The organism is Leptolyngbya sp. PL-A3 (assembly GCF_039962325.1).
Lineage (GTDB): Bacteria > Cyanobacteriota > Cyanobacteriia > Elainellales > Elainellaceae > Vacuolonema.
The window spans coordinates 1-21870 of sequence record NZ_JAMPLB010000023.1 but is presented as its reverse complement, the minus strand read 5'-3'; the positions used below and the strand labels follow the sequence as shown (position 1 = coordinate 21870).

General features: G+C 46.5%; 15 protein-coding genes and 1 pseudogene. 4 read left to right on the top strand and 12 right to left on the bottom strand.

Annotation, left to right across the window (positions count from 1 at the left end; translation table 11 throughout):
- Positions 1-79: 79 nt before the first annotated feature.
- The 4 genes from NDI52_RS17925 to drmD are packed head-to-tail and all read right to left on the bottom strand — an operon-like array spanning position 80 to position 11652.
- Positions 80-2755, bottom strand: coding sequence for an AAA domain-containing protein (locus NDI52_RS17925; RefSeq protein ID WP_191132182.1), 2676 nt, complete (start codon positions 2753-2755; stop codon positions 80-82).
- Positions 2752-6726 carry a DNA methyltransferase gene (locus NDI52_RS17920; protein ID WP_348256480.1) on the bottom strand — a complete coding sequence of 1325 codons (3975 nt, stop codon included), beginning with the start codon at positions 6724-6726 and terminating at the stop codon, positions 2752-2754. The genes NDI52_RS17925 and NDI52_RS17920 overlap by 4 nt, the downstream gene beginning before the upstream one ends.
- A 2-nt stretch (positions 6727-6728) precedes the next feature.
- Entirely contained in the window at positions 6729-8405 is a 1677-nt protein-coding gene (locus tag NDI52_RS17915; protein WP_348256479.1) for a hypothetical protein, read from the bottom strand.
- 16 nt (positions 8406-8421) lie between these two features.
- The gene (gene drmD / locus NDI52_RS17910; RefSeq protein ID WP_191132079.1) at positions 8422-11652 is read right to left on the bottom strand and encodes a DISARM system SNF2-like helicase DrmD; all 3231 of its coding nucleotides are present in this window, start codon (positions 11650-11652) and stop codon (positions 8422-8424) included.
- Between the two features lie 206 nt (positions 11653-11858).
- Between drmD and NDI52_RS17905 the strand changes: the two genes are divergently transcribed.
- The 3 genes from NDI52_RS17905 to NDI52_RS17895 all read left to right on the top strand — a co-directional run bounded on the left by NDI52_RS17905 (position 11859) and on the right by NDI52_RS17895 (position 14355).
- Positions 11859-12713, top strand: a complete 855-nt coding sequence (locus tag NDI52_RS17905; protein ID WP_191132088.1) for a WYL domain-containing protein — start codon at positions 11859-11861, stop codon at positions 12711-12713.
- Between the two features lie 240 nt (positions 12714-12953).
- A complete protein-coding gene (locus tag NDI52_RS17900; protein WP_191132087.1) occupies positions 12954-13790 on the top strand; it encodes a bis-aminopropyl spermidine synthase family protein in 837 nt (278 codons plus the stop codon).
- A complete protein-coding gene (locus NDI52_RS17895) occupies positions 13783-14355 on the top strand; it encodes a hypothetical protein (protein ID WP_191132078.1) in 573 nt (190 codons plus the stop codon). The genes NDI52_RS17900 and NDI52_RS17895 overlap by 8 nt, the downstream gene beginning before the upstream one ends.
- 39 nt (positions 14356-14394) lie before the next feature.
- Here NDI52_RS17895 and NDI52_RS17890 read toward each other — a convergent pair whose 3' ends face one another.
- The 5 genes from NDI52_RS17890 to NDI52_RS17870 all read right to left on the bottom strand — a co-directional run bounded on the left by NDI52_RS17890 (position 14395) and on the right by NDI52_RS17870 (position 17592).
- Positions 14395-14772: a Shedu anti-phage system protein SduA domain-containing protein gene (locus NDI52_RS17890; RefSeq protein ID WP_191132077.1), complete on the bottom strand. Its 378-nt coding sequence runs from the start codon at positions 14770-14772 to the stop codon at positions 14395-14397.
- Between the two features lie 39 nt (positions 14773-14811).
- Complete coding sequence (locus tag NDI52_RS17885; RefSeq protein WP_191132076.1) at positions 14812-15471, bottom strand: hypothetical protein; 660 nt, start codon at positions 15469-15471, stop codon at positions 14812-14814.
- 91 nt (positions 15472-15562) lie between these two features.
- The gene (locus NDI52_RS17880; protein WP_191132075.1) at positions 15563-16192 is read right to left on the bottom strand and encodes a hypothetical protein; all 630 of its coding nucleotides are present in this window, start codon (positions 16190-16192) and stop codon (positions 15563-15565) included.
- 7 nt (positions 16193-16199) lie between these two features.
- The gene (locus tag NDI52_RS17875) at positions 16200-17225 is read right to left on the bottom strand and encodes an ImmA/IrrE family metallo-endopeptidase (protein WP_199350459.1); all 1026 of its coding nucleotides are present in this window, start codon (positions 17223-17225) and stop codon (positions 16200-16202) included.
- Entirely contained in the window at positions 17212-17592 is a 381-nt protein-coding gene (locus NDI52_RS17870; protein ID WP_348256478.1) for an XRE family transcriptional regulator, read from the bottom strand. The genes NDI52_RS17875 and NDI52_RS17870 overlap by 14 nt, the downstream gene beginning before the upstream one ends.
- 72 nt (positions 17593-17664) lie before the next feature.
- On the opposite strand from NDI52_RS17870, the gene NDI52_RS17865 reads away from it, so the two are divergent.
- Positions 17665-18468, top strand: a complete 804-nt coding sequence (locus NDI52_RS17865) for a hypothetical protein (protein WP_348256477.1) — start codon at positions 17665-17667, stop codon at positions 18466-18468.
- A 742-nt stretch (positions 18469-19210) separates the two neighbouring features.
- Here NDI52_RS17865 and cas5 read toward each other — a convergent pair.
- The 3 genes and pseudogenes from cas5 to cas8a1 form a co-directional block, all read right to left on the bottom strand.
- Positions 19211-19861 carry a type I-MYXAN CRISPR-associated protein Cas5/Cmx5/DevS gene (cas5, locus tag NDI52_RS17860; protein ID WP_191132074.1) on the bottom strand — a complete coding sequence of 217 codons (651 nt, stop codon included), beginning with the start codon at positions 19859-19861 and terminating at the stop codon, positions 19211-19213.
- Between the two features lie 12 nt (positions 19862-19873).
- Positions 19874-20767: a type I-B CRISPR-associated protein Cas7/Cst2/DevR gene (gene cas7i / locus NDI52_RS17855; RefSeq protein WP_199350457.1), complete on the bottom strand. Its 894-nt coding sequence runs from the start codon at positions 20765-20767 to the stop codon at positions 19874-19876.
- Positions 20768-20790: 23 nt separating this feature from the next.
- A pseudogene (cas8a1, locus tag NDI52_RS17850) lies at positions 20791-21756 on the bottom strand (CRISPR-associated protein Cas8a1/Csx13); the annotation flags it as partial.
- Positions 21757-21870: the final 114 nt, after the last annotated feature.

The window sequence follows — 21870 nt, the reverse complement described above, 5'->3', positions numbered from 1 at the left end:
AGACGTTGTGGAAGTGTGCTTGGTTTGCTGGTCTAGTTGACGCTCATCTATTGCGATCGCTGAATCTGATCACTCTTGCTCAAATAATCTGATTTAGGCTGGTCCTCCAATTACAACTGGTGCGGCTACAGGCGAGAAAGATCTGACCTGTAGCACCATTCTGTAGACCTTGCAGGGCAGCACCACAGGCTTCACAAGTGCGTCCCATAAACTGGGCGTACTGGGTTGCGTCTTGTCGATTCATGTTGCGCCCCTGCTGTAGATGAGTTACACAGCTAATCCGAGGACGTGAATATTTGTTCTGGGCAGGTTGCGGCCAAAGAGGTTGTGTACAGAGTTCGCAGGAACCGAAGGGTGCTTGATTGCTTAGCAGTCTTTGTGCCACACTTGCTCCGCTATCGGCAGGTAGAAGTTGAAGGAAGGTGTAGAGGAGATTGACTGTGTTAGGAAGGGCGATTCTGAAAACCGGACTTTGAGCGCTGGGATTGGTGTAGACCCAAAGAATTTGTTGGTCAATGCCGACAATTCCCATATTGCTGAAGGAGTCAGAACGCCAAATTCGAGTGTTAGGCAAACTGGCAATACTTGAATCAATGTCTGAACCACGAGCAATGATGTTTGTGCCGGATCGCAAGGAGGCGAGGGAGAAGTGTTGAGCAGTCTTGAGTTGTGTAGGCCAGTCGATCGCAACAGCATGTTGGGTAGCTGCTAAATCTACTTGAATAGCCTGCCGAGCTGCACTTGGATTTGGATAAACCGTGATACCAGGGAGGGTAAATTGCCAAACGGTGGAGTTGGCTGCATCGGTAAAGGTTAAAGGCAAAACTTGGGAACTACTGCGAAGGCGATCGCTAAATTTGCGGAAGATATGAAACGAATCGAGTTGTTGCCGCACATAAGCGTCATTAAATAGCCCAACAAATTTGCCCTGGGCACGGCTAACCGCAACATTTGCTAGCCGAGATGCTGTGCTTTGCATTCCTCCTTGGAGTAACACTCCTACTTTCTTTTGAGGCGTACTATCAACTGCGTCGAAAACGATGAGATGTTGTTCAGAGCCTTGAAAGCGGTGAACGGTAGAGGCTTTTACTGTTTCCAGGTGTGTTTCTCTGAGGATGCGGTGAATTAAGCGTGACTGTGCTTTGTAGGGTGTAATAATGCCAACGCTTTCAGTTCCTGCCTGTTTTGACTTATAGGCAATATCGGCGGCGATGAGGGCAGAAATGAGGTTGAAGCGGCTATGAGATTCTTGATCACTAAAGCAGAAGGCAGAGGCGCGGCTCAGATCATAGAAGATGAGGGATTGACTTGGGTTTGGCTGGGCATCGACAATCGGTTGTGTTCGCGCTTGTACTCCCTCTCCGTCTTGCAGTTGATTGTTGTAGAACAGGCGATTTGGGATGGCTGAAATGGAGGGATGCATCCGGTACTGGGTCTGGAGCAGCACCATGCGATCGTCCCGTTGGTTGCGGTTGACGCGATCAATGATGCCTGCTTCTTCAAAAATGTCGCGTTGTAGCCAGGTTCGAGCGTTATCTGTTTCCGCTTGAGAGATAGGACCGAGTTGGCGAAAGTCGCCAAAGATTGCGATTCGTCGCTTTGCCAGTGTTGCAGCATAGACGCAGTGAGGGATGTAAGCCATACTGGCTTCGTCGATGATGACTGCATCGAATTGGCGTTCGTAAATTTCCTGGGCGATCGCTGCTTTTGAGAGGGTGCAACCAACGACCATTGCTTTTCGGACTAGCTCAGATTCTTTCTGGTGTAGCTGCTGTTTTAGAGGTTGCAGTTCCTCTCGGATCTTGGCGATACGCTCTTGTAAAGCGGACTTCTGCTGGGTAGTTAAACCAGAGGCACGAGACTGTTGAGTTAATCGTTTCCGCTCGCGCTCAAGCCCTTCAATTTTTTCAATCAGTAGAGCGTTTTGTCTTTTGGCAATGCCCCGAACGTTGATTAAGGGATAGTCATCATAAGTGCCGGGGGTGGCAATGCCAAAGCGGAGAATGAAGCCTTCGTTGTAATAGCTAGATTTACAGAGGTACTTGGCGAGGCTTTTCATTGCAGTATCCACTGCTGTATTGCTGTGGGCAAGTACCAGAACTGATTCCCCTGCATGGACGAGGGACGCAACTGTAAGTCCAAGGGTGCTGGTTTTTCCGGTTCCGGGTGGTCCCCAGATGAAGCTCACCGGATGCTGAAGAACATGGGTAATCGCTTCTGCTTGATAACGGTTGTAGTTGAGAGATTGTTGAATTTGAGTTTCGATACGGGGGCGAAAGTCGTCAAATTGAGGGTCGTTTGTTGGACGGGAGGTTGCTGAATCGCTGAGCAGGTTCAGCGCCAGTTTGCGGTTTGCGGTTTGGCTAGCGGTAGCGGTGTCGAGCCGTTTCTGCAATTCCTCAAGGAGAAACCACGGTTCAGTGGTCATCTTGACGGATGGAACTTGCTCACCAATGTTTTTCTCGATGGCAATGAGGAGATCGAAGCCCTCGATCGACAGCAGAATTCCTGGATAGCGTTGTTTTTGGTGAACCAGATCGACCGGGGTGTCGTCGGGAAAGCGAATTTCGGTATCAGTGGTGAAGGAATAGAGGTGTTTGCCGCTACGTTTACCAAGATGGCGACCATCGGTGATGGTAGTTGTCTGCCCACCCAGCTTTCGTAGAGATTTGATTTCGTCGCCAAGAGCCTGACGGAATTGTCTTTGATATTGGGTGAAGGGCGATGGAGCAGGTGAGGAGCTTGCAGCGATCATGAGTTGGTTGCCCCCTCTGGGTTGTTAAACAGGGGCAAATCATCAAAGGCGGGGGCAGGTTCACGGGTGGTTGGAGTTTTGGTGGCAACTTTACGTCGGTGGGTGCGACCTATTTTTTCTGCTTCTGCCCGCTCCTGGTTGAGTTTGAGCAGGCGGGCGAGAACTTCATCGTGAACTTCTTCGGGCCAGCGATAGCGCCAGGGTTTCTTGCGTTTGCTGGTGCCTTCATCGTCTTCGTCTTCGTAGTCGAGCAGGAATTCGCAGTCGGTGGGGATGTCTGTCCAACCGTAGGCATCAAGGACGGCACGATCCATTTGGGCATGCAATTCGCGCAGTTTGAGGATGTCGGGGTTGGTTTCGTCGGGGTCGTGGAAGCGATTGTAGGTGGCAGTGAGTCCTTCGTTGTGGCGCACCATTAGGTCAGCGCGGAACTCGTAGTAGGTTTTGCCTGCCGTTTCGAGAGTGGGGTTAGTTTCCCAATCAGTGGGAAAAGGGAAAGTTTCAAAGCAGTTAGCAATGTTGTAACGGGGATCGTCCCGCATCGTTGCACCAAAGAATCGTGCCCACACCTCATGAAATCTACAACTTAGAACTGTGAACGCTGAAAAACTTGGTAATGCAAAAACAATCAGAGTTTGATCGTAAACAAAACCATTTTGTAAGAATGCAAAACAAAAATGCTTACTAGTGAGAGAACGAACTAACACTCGATTACACTGAGAAATTGCTTTATAGAGAGCAACTCTTTTTTCGCAAAATTGCCACCAGTTACGCCGATAAATTTCACGATTATCAAGTAATCGCTTCGGCTTGACCTTTTCCTCAACAATCGCTATCAAATCAGGATATTTCCGTGCCTCGTCCTCCTTCATATCGCCAAAATTAATCACATAACGATGATGAGTATGAAGTGGGCTACTATTTACTTCCTCACCACCAATATAGGGAAAAATACGTTCGGCATTCTGAGAGTCTTTTTCGATTAGACGGTACATCTCAGCAATACATGTGACATCAGAATTAGTATCATCAAAAGTAAAGCCGGGTCCCAGAATAATGCTGCCCTGAAAACTCTTACTAGCATTAGCTAGTAGCGCCTCTGGATCTTCATGTCCGCCATCATGAAATAGAAACGCCGTAATTTTCTCGAGCTTTCGGTTGTCAAGAGTTTTCAATCCTTGGTAAACACCCTTAAAGACATTCACCACACTCACAACTACTGCTGCCAATCCAGGCCATTTCACCCGCTTTTGTGCACTATAAATCGTGCCACTGCTCTGGCAGATAACTCGGAGTCCAGTGCTACGAGTATCTCCTTGGGCAATGGTGTTTGTGGCAATTAAACCAAATGCGCCTTCCTTACGAAGCAAAGTGAAGGCTCGGCGGAAGAAATGAGAAACCAAGTCTGCATTTCCATGTGATTCAGGATGTACCACCTTGAGCCAGTCAAGATAGCCTGCGATATGTGCGCTAATCGTAGTATTTTTTCCAGCAAATGGCGGGTTCCCTACAATCGCATCAAATCCCGGATTCTCTCGCTCAAATACTTCAGGAAACTCTAATTCCCAACTAAACGGTAAGACAGCTTTCGTCCCTGCTGTTAGCTTGGCAACGACCGATTGAATCTCTGATTCATCCACCAATCCCTTCTCATAACCAATCAACTGACCGCCAAATTCCTCTCGATATTTCTGCCGTTGTTTAGCATTGTCACCCGCAAAGAAAGAGGCAACTGCGATCTTGGCGGTTAATCGAGCAGGTTCTAAAGCGCGATCGACATCCTGCAATAACGCCTGTTTCGTTGCTGCATCTCCATCCGATCGCGTATCCGACGTTTGAATCTGCTGTCGAAACGCCAGAGCTTTTGTTGCCGACTGCTTCATCAACAACTTGTGGTCTTCAAAAAACGTCGGTTCATAAGCTGCACTTGCCCCAAAGCTGCCAATCTCCGCTCTAGTCAGCCCCACCAACGAATCACCACACTTCAGCGCATGATCCAAAAACGTAAACGGCAAATCTTTTGCCAACGTCACCAACCACAGCGACAACCGCGCCAGGTTCACCGCAAACGGGTTCTTATCTACCCCATACAAACACCGCTGCGCCACCAATCGCCGCGCCACCACCACATCCTCTACCGTCTCCGGCAGATCCGCAGGCTTCCCGTGATAATTCCAGGCTTCCACCAGCTTGTCTGCCAACTGCCGACAGGCTTCCACCAAAAACGCCGCAGAACCCATCGCCAAATCGCACACCTTCAGTTCCAACAACTGCTCTGGTGTGGGATGCTCCCCCAAATTCTTCAGCACAGGTTCCAGCGTCTTCTCCACGATCGGCTGCGTCAACTTCCGGGGGGTGTAGTGAGACCCCGATCGCCGCCGTTCCTCTCCTGGTTGCAAAAACAGACTTCCTGCTGCTAACAAATTCGGTGTTCTAGGCGAAACCCGCCGACCAATGGCAGCAGCAATGTCTTCTGCCGTTTTTGCCTCCTTCAACTCCTTCAACGCTTTTCCTGTCAGCTCACTGTCTGCATCTTTGAGCAGCTTGGCGCGATCGGCTGGCTTTGCTGCCAGGATCTTGTCTACATCCACCACCACATCTTTCGGACGAACGGCGATCGATCGTCCGTGAGCGATCTCCACCTCATAGCCCATGATCGCCTCATAGACCGAGCCAATCTGCTCAACATCTAGGGCACGATAGGACAGCCGCTCTCCATCCAGCACCAGCAGCTTATCCAGCATCCGGTAAATCACCCCATCTGAAACGCGAGGGGCTTCAATCCTGCCGAATGTGGCAAAGTGAGAAGCGATCGGGCGACCTTCCAAAAACGGATACTCATCCGGGTCAAACAACTGCCCATGCCGCGCCGGAAGATACTCTTCGGTGGGTCCACCTCCGTCATACACCAGACGAAACAGACTCAACAGCATCGCCCATGCTCCATACCGCTGATCCAGTGTGTCTGGGTAGTTGCCTGCATCTTCCCGCAACTTCTCGTACAGCCCCGACACCGCATAGTTGCGCTGATACACCTCATCATCTGGCATCAGCCCTTCATCTTCGGCATACAGCAGAAACACCAGCCGCATCAACGTGGCAATCAGTCCCCCATAGATATGCTGTGGGTCAGTTTCAGCTAACTCTCTGAGGATCTTTCCATTCACTGCCGCATCCGCTGCCTGAAATCCTCGCAACAGTTCCCACAACGCATCTAAAACCTGACCCGATAGCTTGGTTGAAACTTCCGCTTGATAGTTCCGGCTATCCTCTAACAACCGATTCAGCCGTTGATTCTCCGGCACATTAAACAGCCGATCCTCACCCATCAGCAGATCAAGGGCACCTAAAATCAACCGACCCGGCACCTCCGTCATTGCCTGTACGGAAAAGGTTAGATGCCCAGAAGACTCACCCTTGGGCGCATAGACCAACCGAAGCTCTGTTCCATTCACGAGCAATCCGGCATACACACCTGTTTCTCGCAGCAACCGCTCAAACTTTGCCTGAATACTGGCTTGCCAACCCTGCCCCGTTGCTGTTGCTGGATCATCCTCATCAAAGGGTAACCCTGGTGCAGTCTCTTGAATCAACAACACCCATTTTTGCGTGTCTGGATCGCAGACAGCATAGGTCGGCTTCAACACCTCCCCATAACTGGGCAGAGCTACCGATAACTCCTCCGGCAATTCCTCCTGACTTGCTGCACCAACTAAGTCACGATCGCGCCAACCCAAAACCTTTTGAGTAAACGCCGGAAAATTCTCAATCCAGGCGACCCTGTCATCCTTGTGACGAGAAATAGGTTCTGTAGAAATTACTGTCAGTAGATGTTCCTGCAGATCAACGAGTTTGCCACGATCGATTACCGCCTGTGCCTTAATCAACGCGGGTGGTGAAACGACCAAACCGACTGGCTGAAGTAGTCCAAGCCACTCTTTATGCCTGAGGATGTCTAGATCGGTTGCCATAGTTAAACACCCTCTTGAATTAAGCATGGTTTGTAGAGGTCTTTGTGCTGAATCAGCACCTTATCTTGGCTAGTTCCATCAGTGCGGTAGCCAAACCACAACCCAGTTTCTATCTCCTTCTCGACAAAAATCTGGATTAGCTCAGAACTTCCAGGCAACCGAATCTTGTGAGTACTTCCAGGCGATAAGATCGACTTCACTGTAAGCTGTAAGGTACTTTCTTGCACCGCCAAGTCATCGCCGGACATTGCAAAGGCATGAATTCCATCTGCATCACGCCAGAAAACATATCCATTGAGGCTTGGCTGCAGCTCATCTGTTGAAGGGCGAATGTCTTTTAAATTCAACTTTTGGGCAGCTTTAACCTCACCTTTGGTCTTGCCAAAATCAAATAGTTTTTCCCACCAATCCATTGCTTTCAGGCAAGCCTGAGCATGTTTCTCTAGTTCCTGTATGGATGGAAGATTTTCGACGACCGCATGGTGAGACTCCATTTTTGAGCGGATTCGCTCTTGTCTCCTACCAATATCGGTTGGGTTATTTTGCATTACCAGGAGCAGCAAGGCTTGCTCTAGTTTCAGGTCGGCTGCTATGAGTCCGACTAAACATTGCATATCGTAGGCGGCTTGCGGTCCATCGGTTTTAAGTAACTCAGCAGTATTCCGCGCACCCTTTCTTTTTGATTGTTTTTTGACGGAAGAAGCCTTGTCCCGAAAACGTTCCGTCAATAGTCGATTTCTTTCAAGGATTGAAAGGATTGTTTTTTCAACCAATGCCAAACGGCTGATCGCATCCGGTGTAAAAATTCCTGTTTTCATCCGGCTTTCTAAGATGTCATCCAAAACGGTAACTGCGTAATGGATTTCTCCTAGAACGGTTACCTCTTGTCGAACATACAGTTCCTGCAAGGTATGTTCAATTTTGGCTAATCGTTGATTGATTTCGTTGAGTTGCTGTGTCCCAACGATCGCATGCAGCACTTGATAAACAGCAATAGGCGCGAGAACGGGCAATGCGGAGCTACCAGAAGCGAAGCGTAACTGACCTGCAATTTTCCCTGCACCATTCGTCACAGTACCCAAAGCACCTGTGCTAGTTTGCATCATTTGATAAGCTCCAGATGCCACCTTAGCAACTAAGTCAGGAGGTCCAACGACCCTAAAAAGCTGACCCGCCTGGAGTCCGGTTGCAACAAGAGCAGAGGTTGCGCCGAGTTGATCAACAACAGCCGAGTGAAGGCTACCTTGATGCCAAGGTTGAGGCGAATGTAATTCTAGATTCTTGAAATGCTGAATTAGCTTCTGGCTTTGTTCTGATGAGTATTCTAATAAGGCACCAACCATATTTCCCTGGTTATCCTCCATCACATGGAAGCAACCAGTCTCTTCAGAATTTGAATCGAATTTTGAATCAGTGGATTTATTTTCAACTAAATCCACAATTCTAGATATAGTGTCCTCTTCCTTAGATATTGAATCAGTAGTATCATCTGCATTTGAAGAATCTTGAGTACATCCAAAAACAGATTGGTATGCCTTCTCCAGAGATTGCACAGTACGTAAGTTAGTTATACCCTCTCTTGCTTCAATCTCTTGCCACTGTTGATTGGCGCGCAATTCCTTGAGAGAAGTCACATTGAAGTATTGAAATAGTGCAGTCTTATATTCTTGGGATTTCATTAGAGAAGTACCATGACTAATTGGAGACTGGATATAGGTAGACGATGCCAACAGGCTCAATCCGTTCAGCCTTCACCTGATATGCCTGCTGAATGCGCTCTGGTTCACGCAAAATTTCTGTCTCAAGCTCACGGACTCGTTTCTCCCAATGTTGACGATCCGAATTAATCTGTCGCATCTCATCAGCATTGAATAGAGATAATTGTTGGATTTCGTATTGCTTCACTTGCTTGAGAATGCGATCGCGCTGTTCCTCCAGCAACGTCTTCATTTCTGCGGCTTCCTTCTCACCGCGTTGTTCCAACTTGCGTTTTGCGCGATCGGTTAGCTCTGTGGCACGACGCTCCAGGTGAGGCAATAAATCCTCAACATCCCTCGCCGTATGAACCTTCAGCTTATCGATTAAGGCATTAGGCACTTCCCTTAATCGGGGATGCGCCAGTGAATCTTCCAAAATCTGCAACACATCCTTTTTCTCACCCTCACTCAAGGGGCGAAGCTTACCTCTGCCTCTGGCATCTGGGTCAATCCACTCGGCGGCGACAATAACGATCTCGTCATGTAGACGAGCCGCGCGATCGCCATACAGCGACAACCTTCCGAGAATCAGCACCCGTGGAATGGGGTCATCAGTTCGACAAACACAAGCACGGGTCAACTCATCATGCAGAAATCCCTGCGAGAGGAATCGACCCAAAAGCCGCTGTACAATCCGATGTTCTAAATGCAGATGCACAACCTGACCATCCAGTGAACCCGGATCTCGAAAGACCACCGGACGAATGGGTGCTTCTTTCCGCCAATCCCATAGCTTCTGGGTCTTCTGCCGGGGTGCCCGAAGGGTGTCTAGTGTCGTTGCCCAGGTTGGATCAGCCCCTGCCTGTTGGTCGAGAGTTGGTACAATCCACTGACTGCGTTCTTCATCCCCAACCGCTGCCGCTGCATCTAATGGTTTGAGTGGTTCTGCTCCCATCAACTCCAGAGACACCGACAGTGTATCTCGAAAATGGCGATCGTCCAGCCCTAGCCACAGTTTGGAGTCCCTGAGCATCGATTCCAGTTCTACTTGCTGCTGGCGCAGTTTGTCCTGCCGTAATCGAATCGCCTCCAACTCTTCAGTAATGGTGCTGGTGCGATCAGTGGAGTCTGAATCCGATTGATCTGAGGTGGCGATCGCCTCCGTCAGCTTTTGGATTTCCGCCTTGCGAATTCCGTTATCCAATAGCCTCGAGACGTTCTTCTCCACTACAGGAGACAAACTTCCCAATTCCTCCTGAATTTGCCTGGTCTTTTTCACCAATACATCCAACACCCTGTCTTCCACCCGCTGAGCCAGCACAAAATAGTGACAGCGAACTGTAGCCTCACGCTGAAGCTTACGGTCAATGCGTCCATTGCGCTGCTCCATCCGGCTGGGATTCCAGGGCACATCAAAGTGGAACAGGTCGGCACAATGGTTTTGGAGGTTAACCCCCTCCCGTGCTGCATCCGTCGCAATCAGAATCCTGAGAGGATGACGAGTCGGGTCAGTGTTAAAGGCTTGTTTGATATACTCCCGCTGTTCTTCGCCTATCCCGCCGTGAAAGGTATCGATGCGTTCACGATCCCGATCTGAGTTGGCAATAATGGCTCCAAGCTGCTGCTCTAGATAGCGTTTGGTGTCGGTATACTCAGTGAAGATTAAGACCCGTCGATTGAGCCAGGTTGCTCCTGGTTTACCTAAATCCGGACAGAGGTGCTGCCGTATCCAGTCCTCCAGCTTCTTCACCTTGCTATCGGATTCGTGTCTTGCCTGCTCTGCAATTTGGGTCATTTCCTTCAGCAGATCAAGCTCGCGCTGTGAGATAGCGGCACTTGCTACTTGAGTTGCCTTTTCCATCTGGGCGGCTTCTTCCTTCAGCACCTCATCCTCATCCAAATCCGCTCGATCGTCATCGTTACCTGGCGATTCTTGCAGTAGAGAATAGTTCTGCTGGGCAGTGGATTGTTGTTCCGCCTGCCGCTCGATCGCTCGACGATGTACTTTCAATGTGTGAGCAAACGCCTCAATGGATGACAGCAACCGTTTCTGAAGGGAAGTTAGAACTAACAGGGCGGCTGTTTGGGTGGATTTCGGTGCATCCTTCAACCGCTCCTCCCGACATTGTCGGTACTCCTGAAGCAGTTGAGAGAGCTTCAGCTCAGGAGCATCTTCGGGTAAGTCGTTAACGATGACCGGGATAATCTCGCGTTTTGGGAAATCCGCATTGTTAATTTCCCGCAAGTCCTGCTTGAGTCGCCGCACCATCACGGCATCTAATAGCTTCTTGCTTCGTACAGGTACACCCCGACAAAACCGCTGTGGATCGAGGATTTCGAGCAGTGCCGCAAAGCTATTCGAGTGTCCGTTGTGGGGCGTGGCGGAGAGAAACAACTTGTGCTCAAACCGGGGTGCTAAGTCACGCACCGTTCGGGTTAACTGGGAATCGATCGCATAGCGAGACGCACTGGCGGGAGCCGCATTGTGAGCTTCATCCAGAATCAACATTGACCCGGCTGAAAAGTCTTGCAACCAGTCTCTTAATGGCGCTGCATAAGTCTCATCCCGTAGCAGGGAATGGGAAATGATGAACCGCGTATGGGTTTTCCAGGGATTGATGCCGTAGCCTCGTTCGCGTCGTTTGGAGGCCACAAAGTCGCGATCATAGATGATGAAGGTTAGACCAAAACGGCTTTCCATCTCATCTTTCCACTGGCGCACTACAGAGGGAGGGCAGGAGATGACGACTCGCTTAATCTTCTGCCGCATCAGCATCTCACGTAAGATCAGACCAGCCTCGATTGTCTTGCCCAAACCCACGTCATCTGCAATAAAGAGATTGACTCGCGGCATTCGTAGAGCTTTCCGTAACGGCTCTAGCTGGTACGCCTTCACTTCAATTCCAGCACGATAGGGAGCCTGGAATAGTTTTGGGTCAGTGGAGGTAACACAGTTCCATCGCAGAGCATGGAGGTACGCCGAGAAATAGCGGGGATCATCAAACCCTCGCTTAGCAACCGCTTCCCAGGAACTTGCCTCAAGGATTTGAGCATCAATTTCCCGCTCCCAAAAGACCTCCAGGATGTCACCCTGAGCGTCATCCTCCAGGCAGGCTAAACGCACTCTGGTATCACCGACAGGAGAATCCGCAGGAATCACATCTTCGACCAGATACTGGCGCGAACGAACTCGAATAATTTGCCCTGGTTCGAGAGTCGTAGATGTCATCCTTACTCCTTAATGAACAGTAATCAGACAGTGCTCAGTCCAAATCTCAGCCGAAAATATTAGGCATCACCACCCTTTAGAGCGCGATCGCCCCTAATTAGGTTGCCCACTTTATTGAAAAACCTCTAAAAGATTGCGATATGCCCATGATGGCATTCACAATAGAAGAGCGACAAGTACAAAGTGTACGTACAAAATGGGTATTTATGGGACGCAAGGGACAATCCATTACGCTTTCCCTGTCAGAGCAAGACAAAGCCCGATTAGAGGCGATCGCCGATGAGCAGGGAATGCTGTGGGGCACCCGCCCCAACATTTCCCGCTTGATGGAAGCGATCGCCCGCCAAGAGCTTTTGATTGGGCGAAACAATGACTGGTCAGAAACTCGCATCAGGGCACTACAACAGTCTATTCAGGCATTAATCGACGCCGGACACCCTGACTCTGCTCAAATTATCGCTCAACTTTTGCTTGAGCGGAGTGAACTACCAGTTCCGTTACGAACTGAGTTGGAACGCGATTTAAACACGCCACTTCCCTCCTGGCGGACAGCCATTGACCAGTGTATTCAGCGCCAGACTCCCTTTCGACTCACCTACCGAGATGCCGCAGATCATCCCTGGAGTTTTACAATCCGCCATGCCAGGATTACCCCTTACGAACGGAGACAGTATTTGGAATGTTGGTGTGAAGAAACTGACGGAAATCGGGATATTTCAGAGCTACAGCACAATTGGACACTTCGATTAGACCGAATCTCTGAGGCTGCCCTCAATACGATTAGAGGACAATGGCACCCAACACTGGATACACTTCAAGTCGAGATACATTTGCTCAAGGGTCTCGCCTTTGCCTATGAACCAAAAAGTACCGATGTTAGTAGTGAGTGGATGAGCGATCGCGACCCACCAGTCCGGCGAGTCATACGAAAAATTTCAAATACCTTCTGGTTTTTTAGGGAAGTGCTGCGCTATGGGGAAGACTGCATCATCGTTGCACCAGAAGTAGCACAGGCTAGGTTTAAACAAAAATTGGAGGGGTTATATAAGCACTATGTTTGATTCAGTTGGGAATTTATTGAAACTCTTGACTCCGGTACAAATTGGTATTCTATGTTCCGTCTAGCAAAGTGACCAGGAATTAAGACAGGTAAGGATTCTGCCAAGTTTGGAAACTTGCTAGCCAGCTTAAGAATTTACAAAAGTAGGATAGGAATCAAATCCTAAATTCAATGATGAAGAGAAATCAGGCTTGGAGTTCTCAGGTATGACTTTCTGTAGGAACATTTGCTGGAGGGCATGATGGAATTTGACCTGCGAAAAGCACTTAACGCAATTTCAGATGTCGTGCACAACCGACCGTCTCCGCTCCGGGAGTTTGACCAGATATACATGAAAGTCGCCGATATGGTGATTCAAGCAGAGTATGTAGCTCGTGTCTTCAATAATAAAGACGTTGTGTTTGTTGGCGACGGTGATGGCATTGCCCTATCTGCTGCCCACTTAAAAGCTCAGAACGTTATTCCTTATGGTCCAAAATCTATTACTTTGCTTGATTTTGACGAACGGATTGTTAACTCTGTGCGACGGTTTAGCGAGAAGCTCCAACCCCAAATTGAAATTTCAGCCCACCTCTACAACGTAGCGGATGCCCTGCCTCCCGAGCATTTCGGAGCCTATGATGGATTTCATATCAATCCACCTTGGGGAGCCAGTAATGGAGGGGAAAGTGTGACGGCTTTCTTTGAGAGAGGTAGCCAAGCAACGAAAGAGAAAAGCTTGGGTATTGTCGTCATTGCCGATGACCCTGACCTATTATGGACTCAGGAAGTGCTCCGTGATACTCAGCGACGCGCCTTTGAACTGGGATATGTAGTGTCCGAAATGTTGCCACAGCTTCATCTTTACCATCTTGACGATGCTCCAGACTTAAGGTCATGCTCTTGCCTATTCCGCCGAATTGATCCTAGTTGTATGCAGGTAATCTCAGAGCCGCTTGAACCAGCAAGGCTAGAAAATTTTTATGGTAAAAGTTCGCCATTGCGCTTCCGGTATATACGTGAACGTAAAACACTCGACACAGGCATGGAGTCCGACTTTCTCTATACCCTTGAAAAACTTGAGGTGAATCATGAATGATGAAATTAAGCGGTCAGGGCTTCTCTTCATGAAGGTAGGGCTGCATGCCCAGGAAAAAATTGAAGATATCGTTGAGCGGAAGCAGCGCGAATTTGAGGAGACAGGTTCAATCTTTTGGGGATATGGCGGAAACACCTGCCACCCCTTAAGCATGGTTCAGCCATTTGCAAAAGAAGTAGAGAAAAGCGGCAACCAGGTTCTTATTGTGATGCAGAAGATGAACTCTCGGCATGCTGCTCCACCCGAAATTGCTAAACAGTACTCAGATGACGGTATCAACTGGCAGCCGATTCCCAAGGGGATAGAAGTTCGCGGATCTCGGTTTGCATTAGTTCTAAATGAGCTTCGGGTTGAGGAATTTGATTTAAATTTAGGTGAACTACAAGTTGGGGTGGGTCCGAGCCGTGGACGGAGGGCTGACCAATATCTAGTGGGGCAAGCTGATAAAGGCTGCTTCATCTATACACATCCAGAACAGCCAATCATAGAAACGGAGAGGGTTGTGAAGCGCATTGGTCTTGTAGCCCATGTGAAAGCTCCCTATGCAGTGCTTTTGAAGAATTAATCTGAAATTTGTTAACTGAGTTGTGAGTTGCATAAACCACTAGCGTAGCCGCCCTGAATGTGCTGAATGCTTACCGTAGATCATGTTCTGCGAAATTGCTTCTGCTTTTGCGGCTAGGGTGTCAAAGCCTACGATCGTAATACCATGACGAACCTCGTTCTCCCGACGCAGAGCGTTTAACTGTTCTCTATTTAGCGATCGCTCCATCCCAATGACGACAAGTCCTGTTGGTACGCTGAAGTTTGGAAATGTCATACTTGCATCAGAAAAACGTTCAAGCAGAAATGAACGATATTCTAAAACTTGTGTAATAGCATGGGTAGCCTCTGCACTCAATTGATTTCCCCTTGTCATAATCGGTTTGGATGGAACCTCAATTTCAACAACAACATACGAATTGTCAGACCGCTGAATCACAAAATCTGGCTCTTTCTGTCCATGGAAATCAGGTTGCGCCTAAACATTGAATGCCATAGGGTCGAGAAATAAGGGATTTCTTGAAAGGAAGGCTTGAAAAGCTGGCTCGTTATCTATTTGTTCAGAAATTAGTTGTTCATAATTCCTCAGTGCAACAGGCCCAACAGAAATCCATCTGAGCGAGAGTGCAAGAGTTACATGTTTTGCAGCGGAGGAATCTGTCATCAAACTAAATCCTGTAAAAAGCGCTGCATCTTCGTCATCATTGATACTCATAATAAGCTTGTTAAGTTGCTGTTGTGCTAATGGAGTAAGATCAGCCCAATTGCCAACTGCATCCTCAATCAACTGAAGTAAAGAAGGTTCTATTGTGAGACTAGTCATTCGTGACGGTGAACCTCCTGAAGCAAGGCTCCCAAGAATCTGAAATGCAAGTGAAAAGTTTTTTAATGTGTTTTCCTCTAAAGCATTTTCTACCAAAGCTTTGAGTCCTTCTTCGCGCCAGGCAAGTAAGCAGTAGGATGCAGGAGTTTTAAAGAAGCCGTTAATAGTAACTCCATCATACATATCACGTGCCAATCTTTTTATAGCTATAAATCCTTCTACAGTTCTGGAATTAACACAATCAAAAAGTAGGGGATTCAATTCACTTACATGACCACTCTCTATAAAACGATTCGCTCGTGCGATCAAATCCATCTACAAACACCTCTTACCATTTCAAGACAAAACTCTTCTGCTGTCTAAATTGCTCTTAATATTCCTTATTAAAAATTCAAACAGAACAATATTAAGATGGGTACAACAAATCTCCTGTCACATAGCGTAAGTGCTGTATGTAGGAGTGAAGCCCTTCTCGAACTGAGCTGAGATCAGCAGGAACAGTGACACCAAACGCAATATTGATTGCTTTATCCACACCTGGTTTAGATCTCACACACTTTTGAATATGAACAAAGTTGCTTTTAATTAAGTTCAGAAATAGTATCTCCATTGAAATAATACGACCTAGTAACGCATTAGAAATATGAGCGATCGACTCATCAGAGCAGAGTGCTGCTAAAGAGCGTTTATCGCCGGTAATGATCAATGTATTTTCGTCTCTAGCACCTACCGTAAGCAGCAAGGACTCTCCAGCATCAATGTTTTGATTAGCATTGAGCATGTCAAACAGCTCTAAATCAGCAGGTTTAACATCAAGCGGTGTACAGACTTTTAGAAATTCTTCTAGCCTTGAAGCACTCTCCTCGTCTTTGCAAAGACGTAAACGATTGCTAGCAGGCAAAAGAGAATATTTAGCTGTGGCAAGGACACGCACATTACTAGGAATACAACCAAATAAAACTACAACTTCATTAAGCAACCCGTAGCGCGCAAGTTTAAGTAGGGCATCATTATCGATGAGAATAGTTCGATCCACGATGACCTCACTTGTTGAGGGAACCAGTAACTCGGCTAAGAAACTCTATGGTGTCTGATGGTAGCGCCTCAACATCAATTTCTCGCCACATCGCTTCATCAATGATCTCTAGTGCAGATGCCTCTCCAGCCTGTAAAACCTGCGCTGCGGCAACCCCACGCCCCCAGTTTCCAGACTGATTTGCAATATTCAGGACTATGTGGCCAGGATCGATATAATGCTGCTTGCCATAATGAAAAGCAGCATCTGCTAATTCCCTGAAGTTCGCTTGCTCGTCTGACAAGCTGTAGGTTGGATCTGGTTGACCATTTAGTAGCTCGATCGCGAACTTGTCAGCTGCACGTTCGTCAGTGTCGTTGTTCTTAAAAGCGTAGGAGTTCTCGCTCAATTCTTCATCGATTAGGATTTCATCTAGAGCAACATGATTAAGTGCAATGTGAGCAACTTCATGGGCAAGAATAAAGAGCTGCCATGCCCAGAGTGGAGATGCTTTTGATAGAACAATGACCGGACGGCTGGCTGTTTGTACAACAGTTCCATCCATTTTTGATACACCAGAACCCAGCTCTGCTAAATAAACTACAGGTACACCATGTGACCAACAGGTTATTAGCAAAGCTCTCAACCCCAACCAATTGCCTCCAATAGAAGTACGTACCTCTTGGCGAAAGGCTTCAGCACTCCTTGGAAACGGATTAAATTCCACGCGACAAGCCGATGCAATTGATTCAGCGGCACTCAGTGCAATTGATGTCGCTGCCTTTAGATCTTTAGACTTATTTGGATTTGAACGCTTGTACTTTACATCACGTCGTCGAAGTGACTCAATACGGGGGGGGGCTTTGAAAAGAGGACTAGCACGAAGACCTAATCGCTTTGCCAAGATTGCTGCAATCTCTGAAGATGCTGCCGCATCTGACAAAACCTCGGGTGTTACCCACTCAGGCAGCAACATATGCTGCAAACTGCGTGGATAACCAGCAGACTCCAGAGACCCAAAAATCATTTCAATCTGGGGATCAGGTGTGGTCAAGTAGCTCTCCTGCTGCGTTACCTGTTTTTTTGTTTAGTCCCTTTAATCCTCTAATGATCACCAACAAGGCTTGTGCCCCTGCTTCAGTTCCGTCCCATGCGTCAATAATAGCCTCTTGAAGCAATTCATTGTAATCCTGGGGAATGTTGGTGAGGGTTACGAGGGGTACATTGTAGAAATTGCATAGCTTATTGAATGATTTAGTGATTCGCTGGCGGCTTCCATCCGAATGTCTCATACGGGAGATAGTAGGCTGGCTTACAGACGTTAGTCTTGCAATCTCACTAGAAGAACGGCTATCTGCCTTTAAGTGGGATAGTAGCTGCTGTACTGTTGTATGAGCCTGTGCATCCTTTGTTCTATTCATTAACTACAATAAGTTTTGCTTTTAATGAATAGCATAGTGTTATAATCTGCATAATCAAAGCTACTTATAGTCATGAAAAAACTGCCACCGATATTCTGCTGGACAAAAATGGGGACCGAGTCCGGTGAAGAACTGGCAGAGATTATTCGTCGCAAAGAATGGGAACGCCAGTTAGGGGAAGGGTATTTTTTTTGGGGGATTGGTCAGTCTCTAGGAGCAAATGCCAAATCTGCTGCACGCGACAAAACATCTATATGTGCACTTTTTTCACCAATGCACTCTAAGCCAAAAGCAATCGATACAATACCAACGCAAGTGGTTCTTTGGAATGCATGGATTGATGCCCAAGGACAAATACGACAATTGCCAAGCCATTGTTTTATTACAAGCCGAGCCTCCTTACCTTCTGGCAGAAGAAAGGATAGCCACTATGCTTTGGTGTGTTACTCAAAGAAAGAGTTGACAACTCAGCAGGAGAATATATCCATTTCTCCAGATCATCTTCGTAACTTAACAACTAATAAATCTCTTGGTTCATCGCAGGTAACAGCGATTGTACGTACCATAGGCGATCTAAACGCTAACGATAAAACTAAAAGCTATTCTGTCAGTTTTACTGCTGAATTACGATCGCCTTTCTATGTCCAGCTGGCTCAACCAATAATTTTGAACAAAGATGAGATTAATAATATTAAATCCCTTACAGCCTTAGGTGATGTCAGGCTATGGGACACCTTAGTAAAGCATTTACGTTCCCGTACCCTTAAAGAAATAGATTGGGTTCAAGGCACTTTGGATTTAGGGGAAACAAATCAAGTATTACCTTCTGATAGCGCTAACTCACTTGGGCACAGTAAAGCTTACACCGTAAGTTAAACCTAATTGTGCTTTAGGTGGAGTGAAGTGGACCCATACGTTTGAACGATTACAAAAATTGGTAGTGCCCTTACGTAAAGGTCAGAGAAAAAAAGCCAAGTTCTGAAAGCTTTATCTAGCAAGACTTCTGAAAACGACTATTTTTCTTTAGCCTTTAAAAAATAGGACTACCCAAAAATTTTACTGTGATGCTGGTTGGTAGGAGGTTTCTAGGGCTGATGAAGCTGAAAACTTAAGGACAGCCTCGGCACAGAATAATTGAATGCAAAATGCATCAGAAGAAAGGCGTGGGTGCCAAATTTTCATCCACTCCTTCGTAAATCAATATTCAACGCCTTACGACATCAAACCTTAAAGCACCGAGGTGAGCCATCAGTGAAGCCAAACCACTTGCGCGTTCCTAACGCCTTACGACATCAAACTTAAAGAATTGCGATGTTAGGTCTTCACTCTTTTTCAAAAATGATGTTCTTAACGCCTTACGACATCAAACTTAGGTGTACAGCGCAAAACTAAATCACGACAAAATTTTTATATACAAGTAATTGTACAAATATCTAATGGCTAAAGTTCAAAAAACAAAGTATTAGCAATAAAAGTTAATAGGGTTGGCTATGAACTAATTCTCTTGGCTATTAGAACATTAGTAAGCATCTAAATTGTTACTTGTTTTTCTGACCTAGTAATGAGGTAAGGTTTATAATACTTTTACTTTTTTGTGTAAAAAATTAAGCTGAAATTCCTATTGATGTTCATTGTACTGTTCGCAAGAAATAATTTCTATCCAATTGCTGCTAGATGGGCTTATCTGCTTAAGTTGTTGCAAATTGTACCGTTTCCAAAAGGTGCCATGTTGACCAAGGTGATTAACCCAATGAGGGAGTATAAATTGCCCATTTTCACGTTTTACTAGCCAGTACAGAGTATTATATTTTTCTACTGCCTCTGTATTAACAAAAGCTATAGAATTAACTAAGTCTCGACTTTCACCTAAACTTAATCCACCAAAACGTGTAATTAAGGAGGGATTATCAAATGCTTGGTGAAGGCGAGAAGATAAATCCGGATTAGCTGTTTCGAGATCACTATTGATCCAAACAAAAAAATCAACGCCTGTTAAGATTTCTTGATAGTCAGGACGAATATTTGAGGGATCTGCTGTTCTCCTTTTAAATCGATGAACTGTCCGCAGAACGGTTGATTTCTCTGGTAACTTAGTTAGTGCGATCGCTAGGCGGACACCACAGTGGAGATAACGGTTGGTTTCTCCAATTAGAGACAGTAGCATTCCGTAGACAGTCGAAGGAGGTGGGACGAGGTAGGTTTCTAGGTACTCCCTGGCACGAGACTGCCGAAAACAAGCAACAGGCACCTCAACTCTCAAAATTATCATGCTTATACCTACTTACACCTGAAGGTCTTGAGCTATCCGGGCTTTAACAGCTTCCACCGCATCATGAACTCCAGGAAAGATGTGAACACCCCATTCCTGCAAAGACCCCCCAAGATTGCATCCACCAATCCACAAGTCTTCTGACTTCAGATCGCCTGATGAGATTTTTTGAATCAATGCAGGGACAGAAATATTACATTGCTCATCCTCTTCAAAGCAGTACAGGATTCGCGGAGCAAAATCATGCGTCCACCGTAAAACTACAACTTCAGGGGAAAAATCATATAGAAAACGCCCATGATTTCCCCCAACTCTGCTAAGAGCGACAAAGCCATCAAGCACTGCCAAAACACGAGATTTGACTTCGAGATGATCGGGAGTCAGGGCAAAGCCATATTGATAGCGGGTTGCGTGAAACTCTGTGCTGTAGAGCGATGTTCTGCTTCTTTCTCCAGATTTGGCACTAAATGTTGTTTCTCCAAAAAAACGAAGTGAAGAAACAGCACGACTAACATCCAATGCCCCTCTCCTAGCTATTCTTGTGCCTTTGGGTTTATTCCTACTTTTTCTTGTAGATTGCTTATCCTCTTGGTCTGAACTGTCAATTTTTGCTGCTTCTGCACGCATGAAACCTAGGACATCGTCATCAATAAATGCTAGAGCATCATAGTCATTGTTGATTAATTTGTAGTTCTGTTCGTTGTCATTCCATTGACGATTAACTGGAAGACCTAACTGTTGCCAATAGTATCGTAAAGACCATCGAAGAGCTTCGGCAGATACAGTTGTGTGAACTTCATTCTTCCAGAAAATTTTTTGTAGCTGAGCCACATTCCCTTCAGTTTCACTATGATTATTTGCTGCTGCACCGTATCCAGTTAAGATATTGCCAAATAGATGAAACATAATTTCTACCAAGGTTTAGATTTTTACTCTCTGAAACTGTTGCTTGCTGCTGAATTTTCTCCTCCGTCTGAAGATTTCTTCCGTGGATAACTAGCCATTGCAAGTAAAAACAAGTCCCTCGAAACTCTCCAGTCGGCTATTCCCCTGGTGATGGGAAACAACTCTTCTTGATTTTCCTCAAAGACTGTGATAATTCCGGCCTTCGCAAAGAAATCAGCAATAAAGCTCCGAAATCTATCGGCATTATGACATTGCTTTAGGCGAGATATAATCTGCTGGTTCTTTCGATCAACCTGTGCGATTTCATTCTCGCCTGCACGATCGTAAACCTGGGCATACGTTTTTCTCAGTGCTTCATGACACGCCTTGATGAACAGCTTTTCGGCTTCTATGTTGTATGATGTTTGATCAGCCATTTCGATAAAAAAATCAGTGTATTTTAAGCTCTCTGCAACTACATTCTTCTCCTGAAGCTGTTCAAACAAGTTGGACCACCAAGGCTTCCCTGCAACTAAATTATTAGAAATCACTACTTGAACAGGAGCAAAGAGCAAAGTGTCGGTTTGTCTAATGTTGGAAGCCTTTAGATCAACCAAAACTTTCTGAAGTATCTGATAAGTATTGAGGTTTTCCTGTGTCACTGCTATTTCACTTGTGGCAGCACGACTTGATTGTTGAGGAGACCACAGAGTTGCTCTAAACAAAACCACATAGCATCTTCTATGAACAACAAACTTTGTACATAAGTTTGTTGAAGCTTCCTGTAGCAGAAACTTTAACCCTGCATCACTGATACATGTGGCAAGGAAAAAATCAGATGTTTTCTGCTTAATTTGCCAACAAGATTCAGTAAAATCTAATATATTCTCAACCTCTGGAACTACGAGCGCGTAAGGAGTTCTAGTTGACTTAGTCTGAGATGGCAAAGCAAAATAGAAACAGGATAGTGGAGCAAATAGTAATGCGAAGCTGCGCTCTACAGACTCTTCAAATCTAGTGGTCTGTCAGCTTTATTTTGAGGGGTAACTAAACGATAATGGATGAAAGCTCGTCTCCCCCTTTAACAGCATGGCAAAAAAGAAATACATCGTAGCTCTGACTGA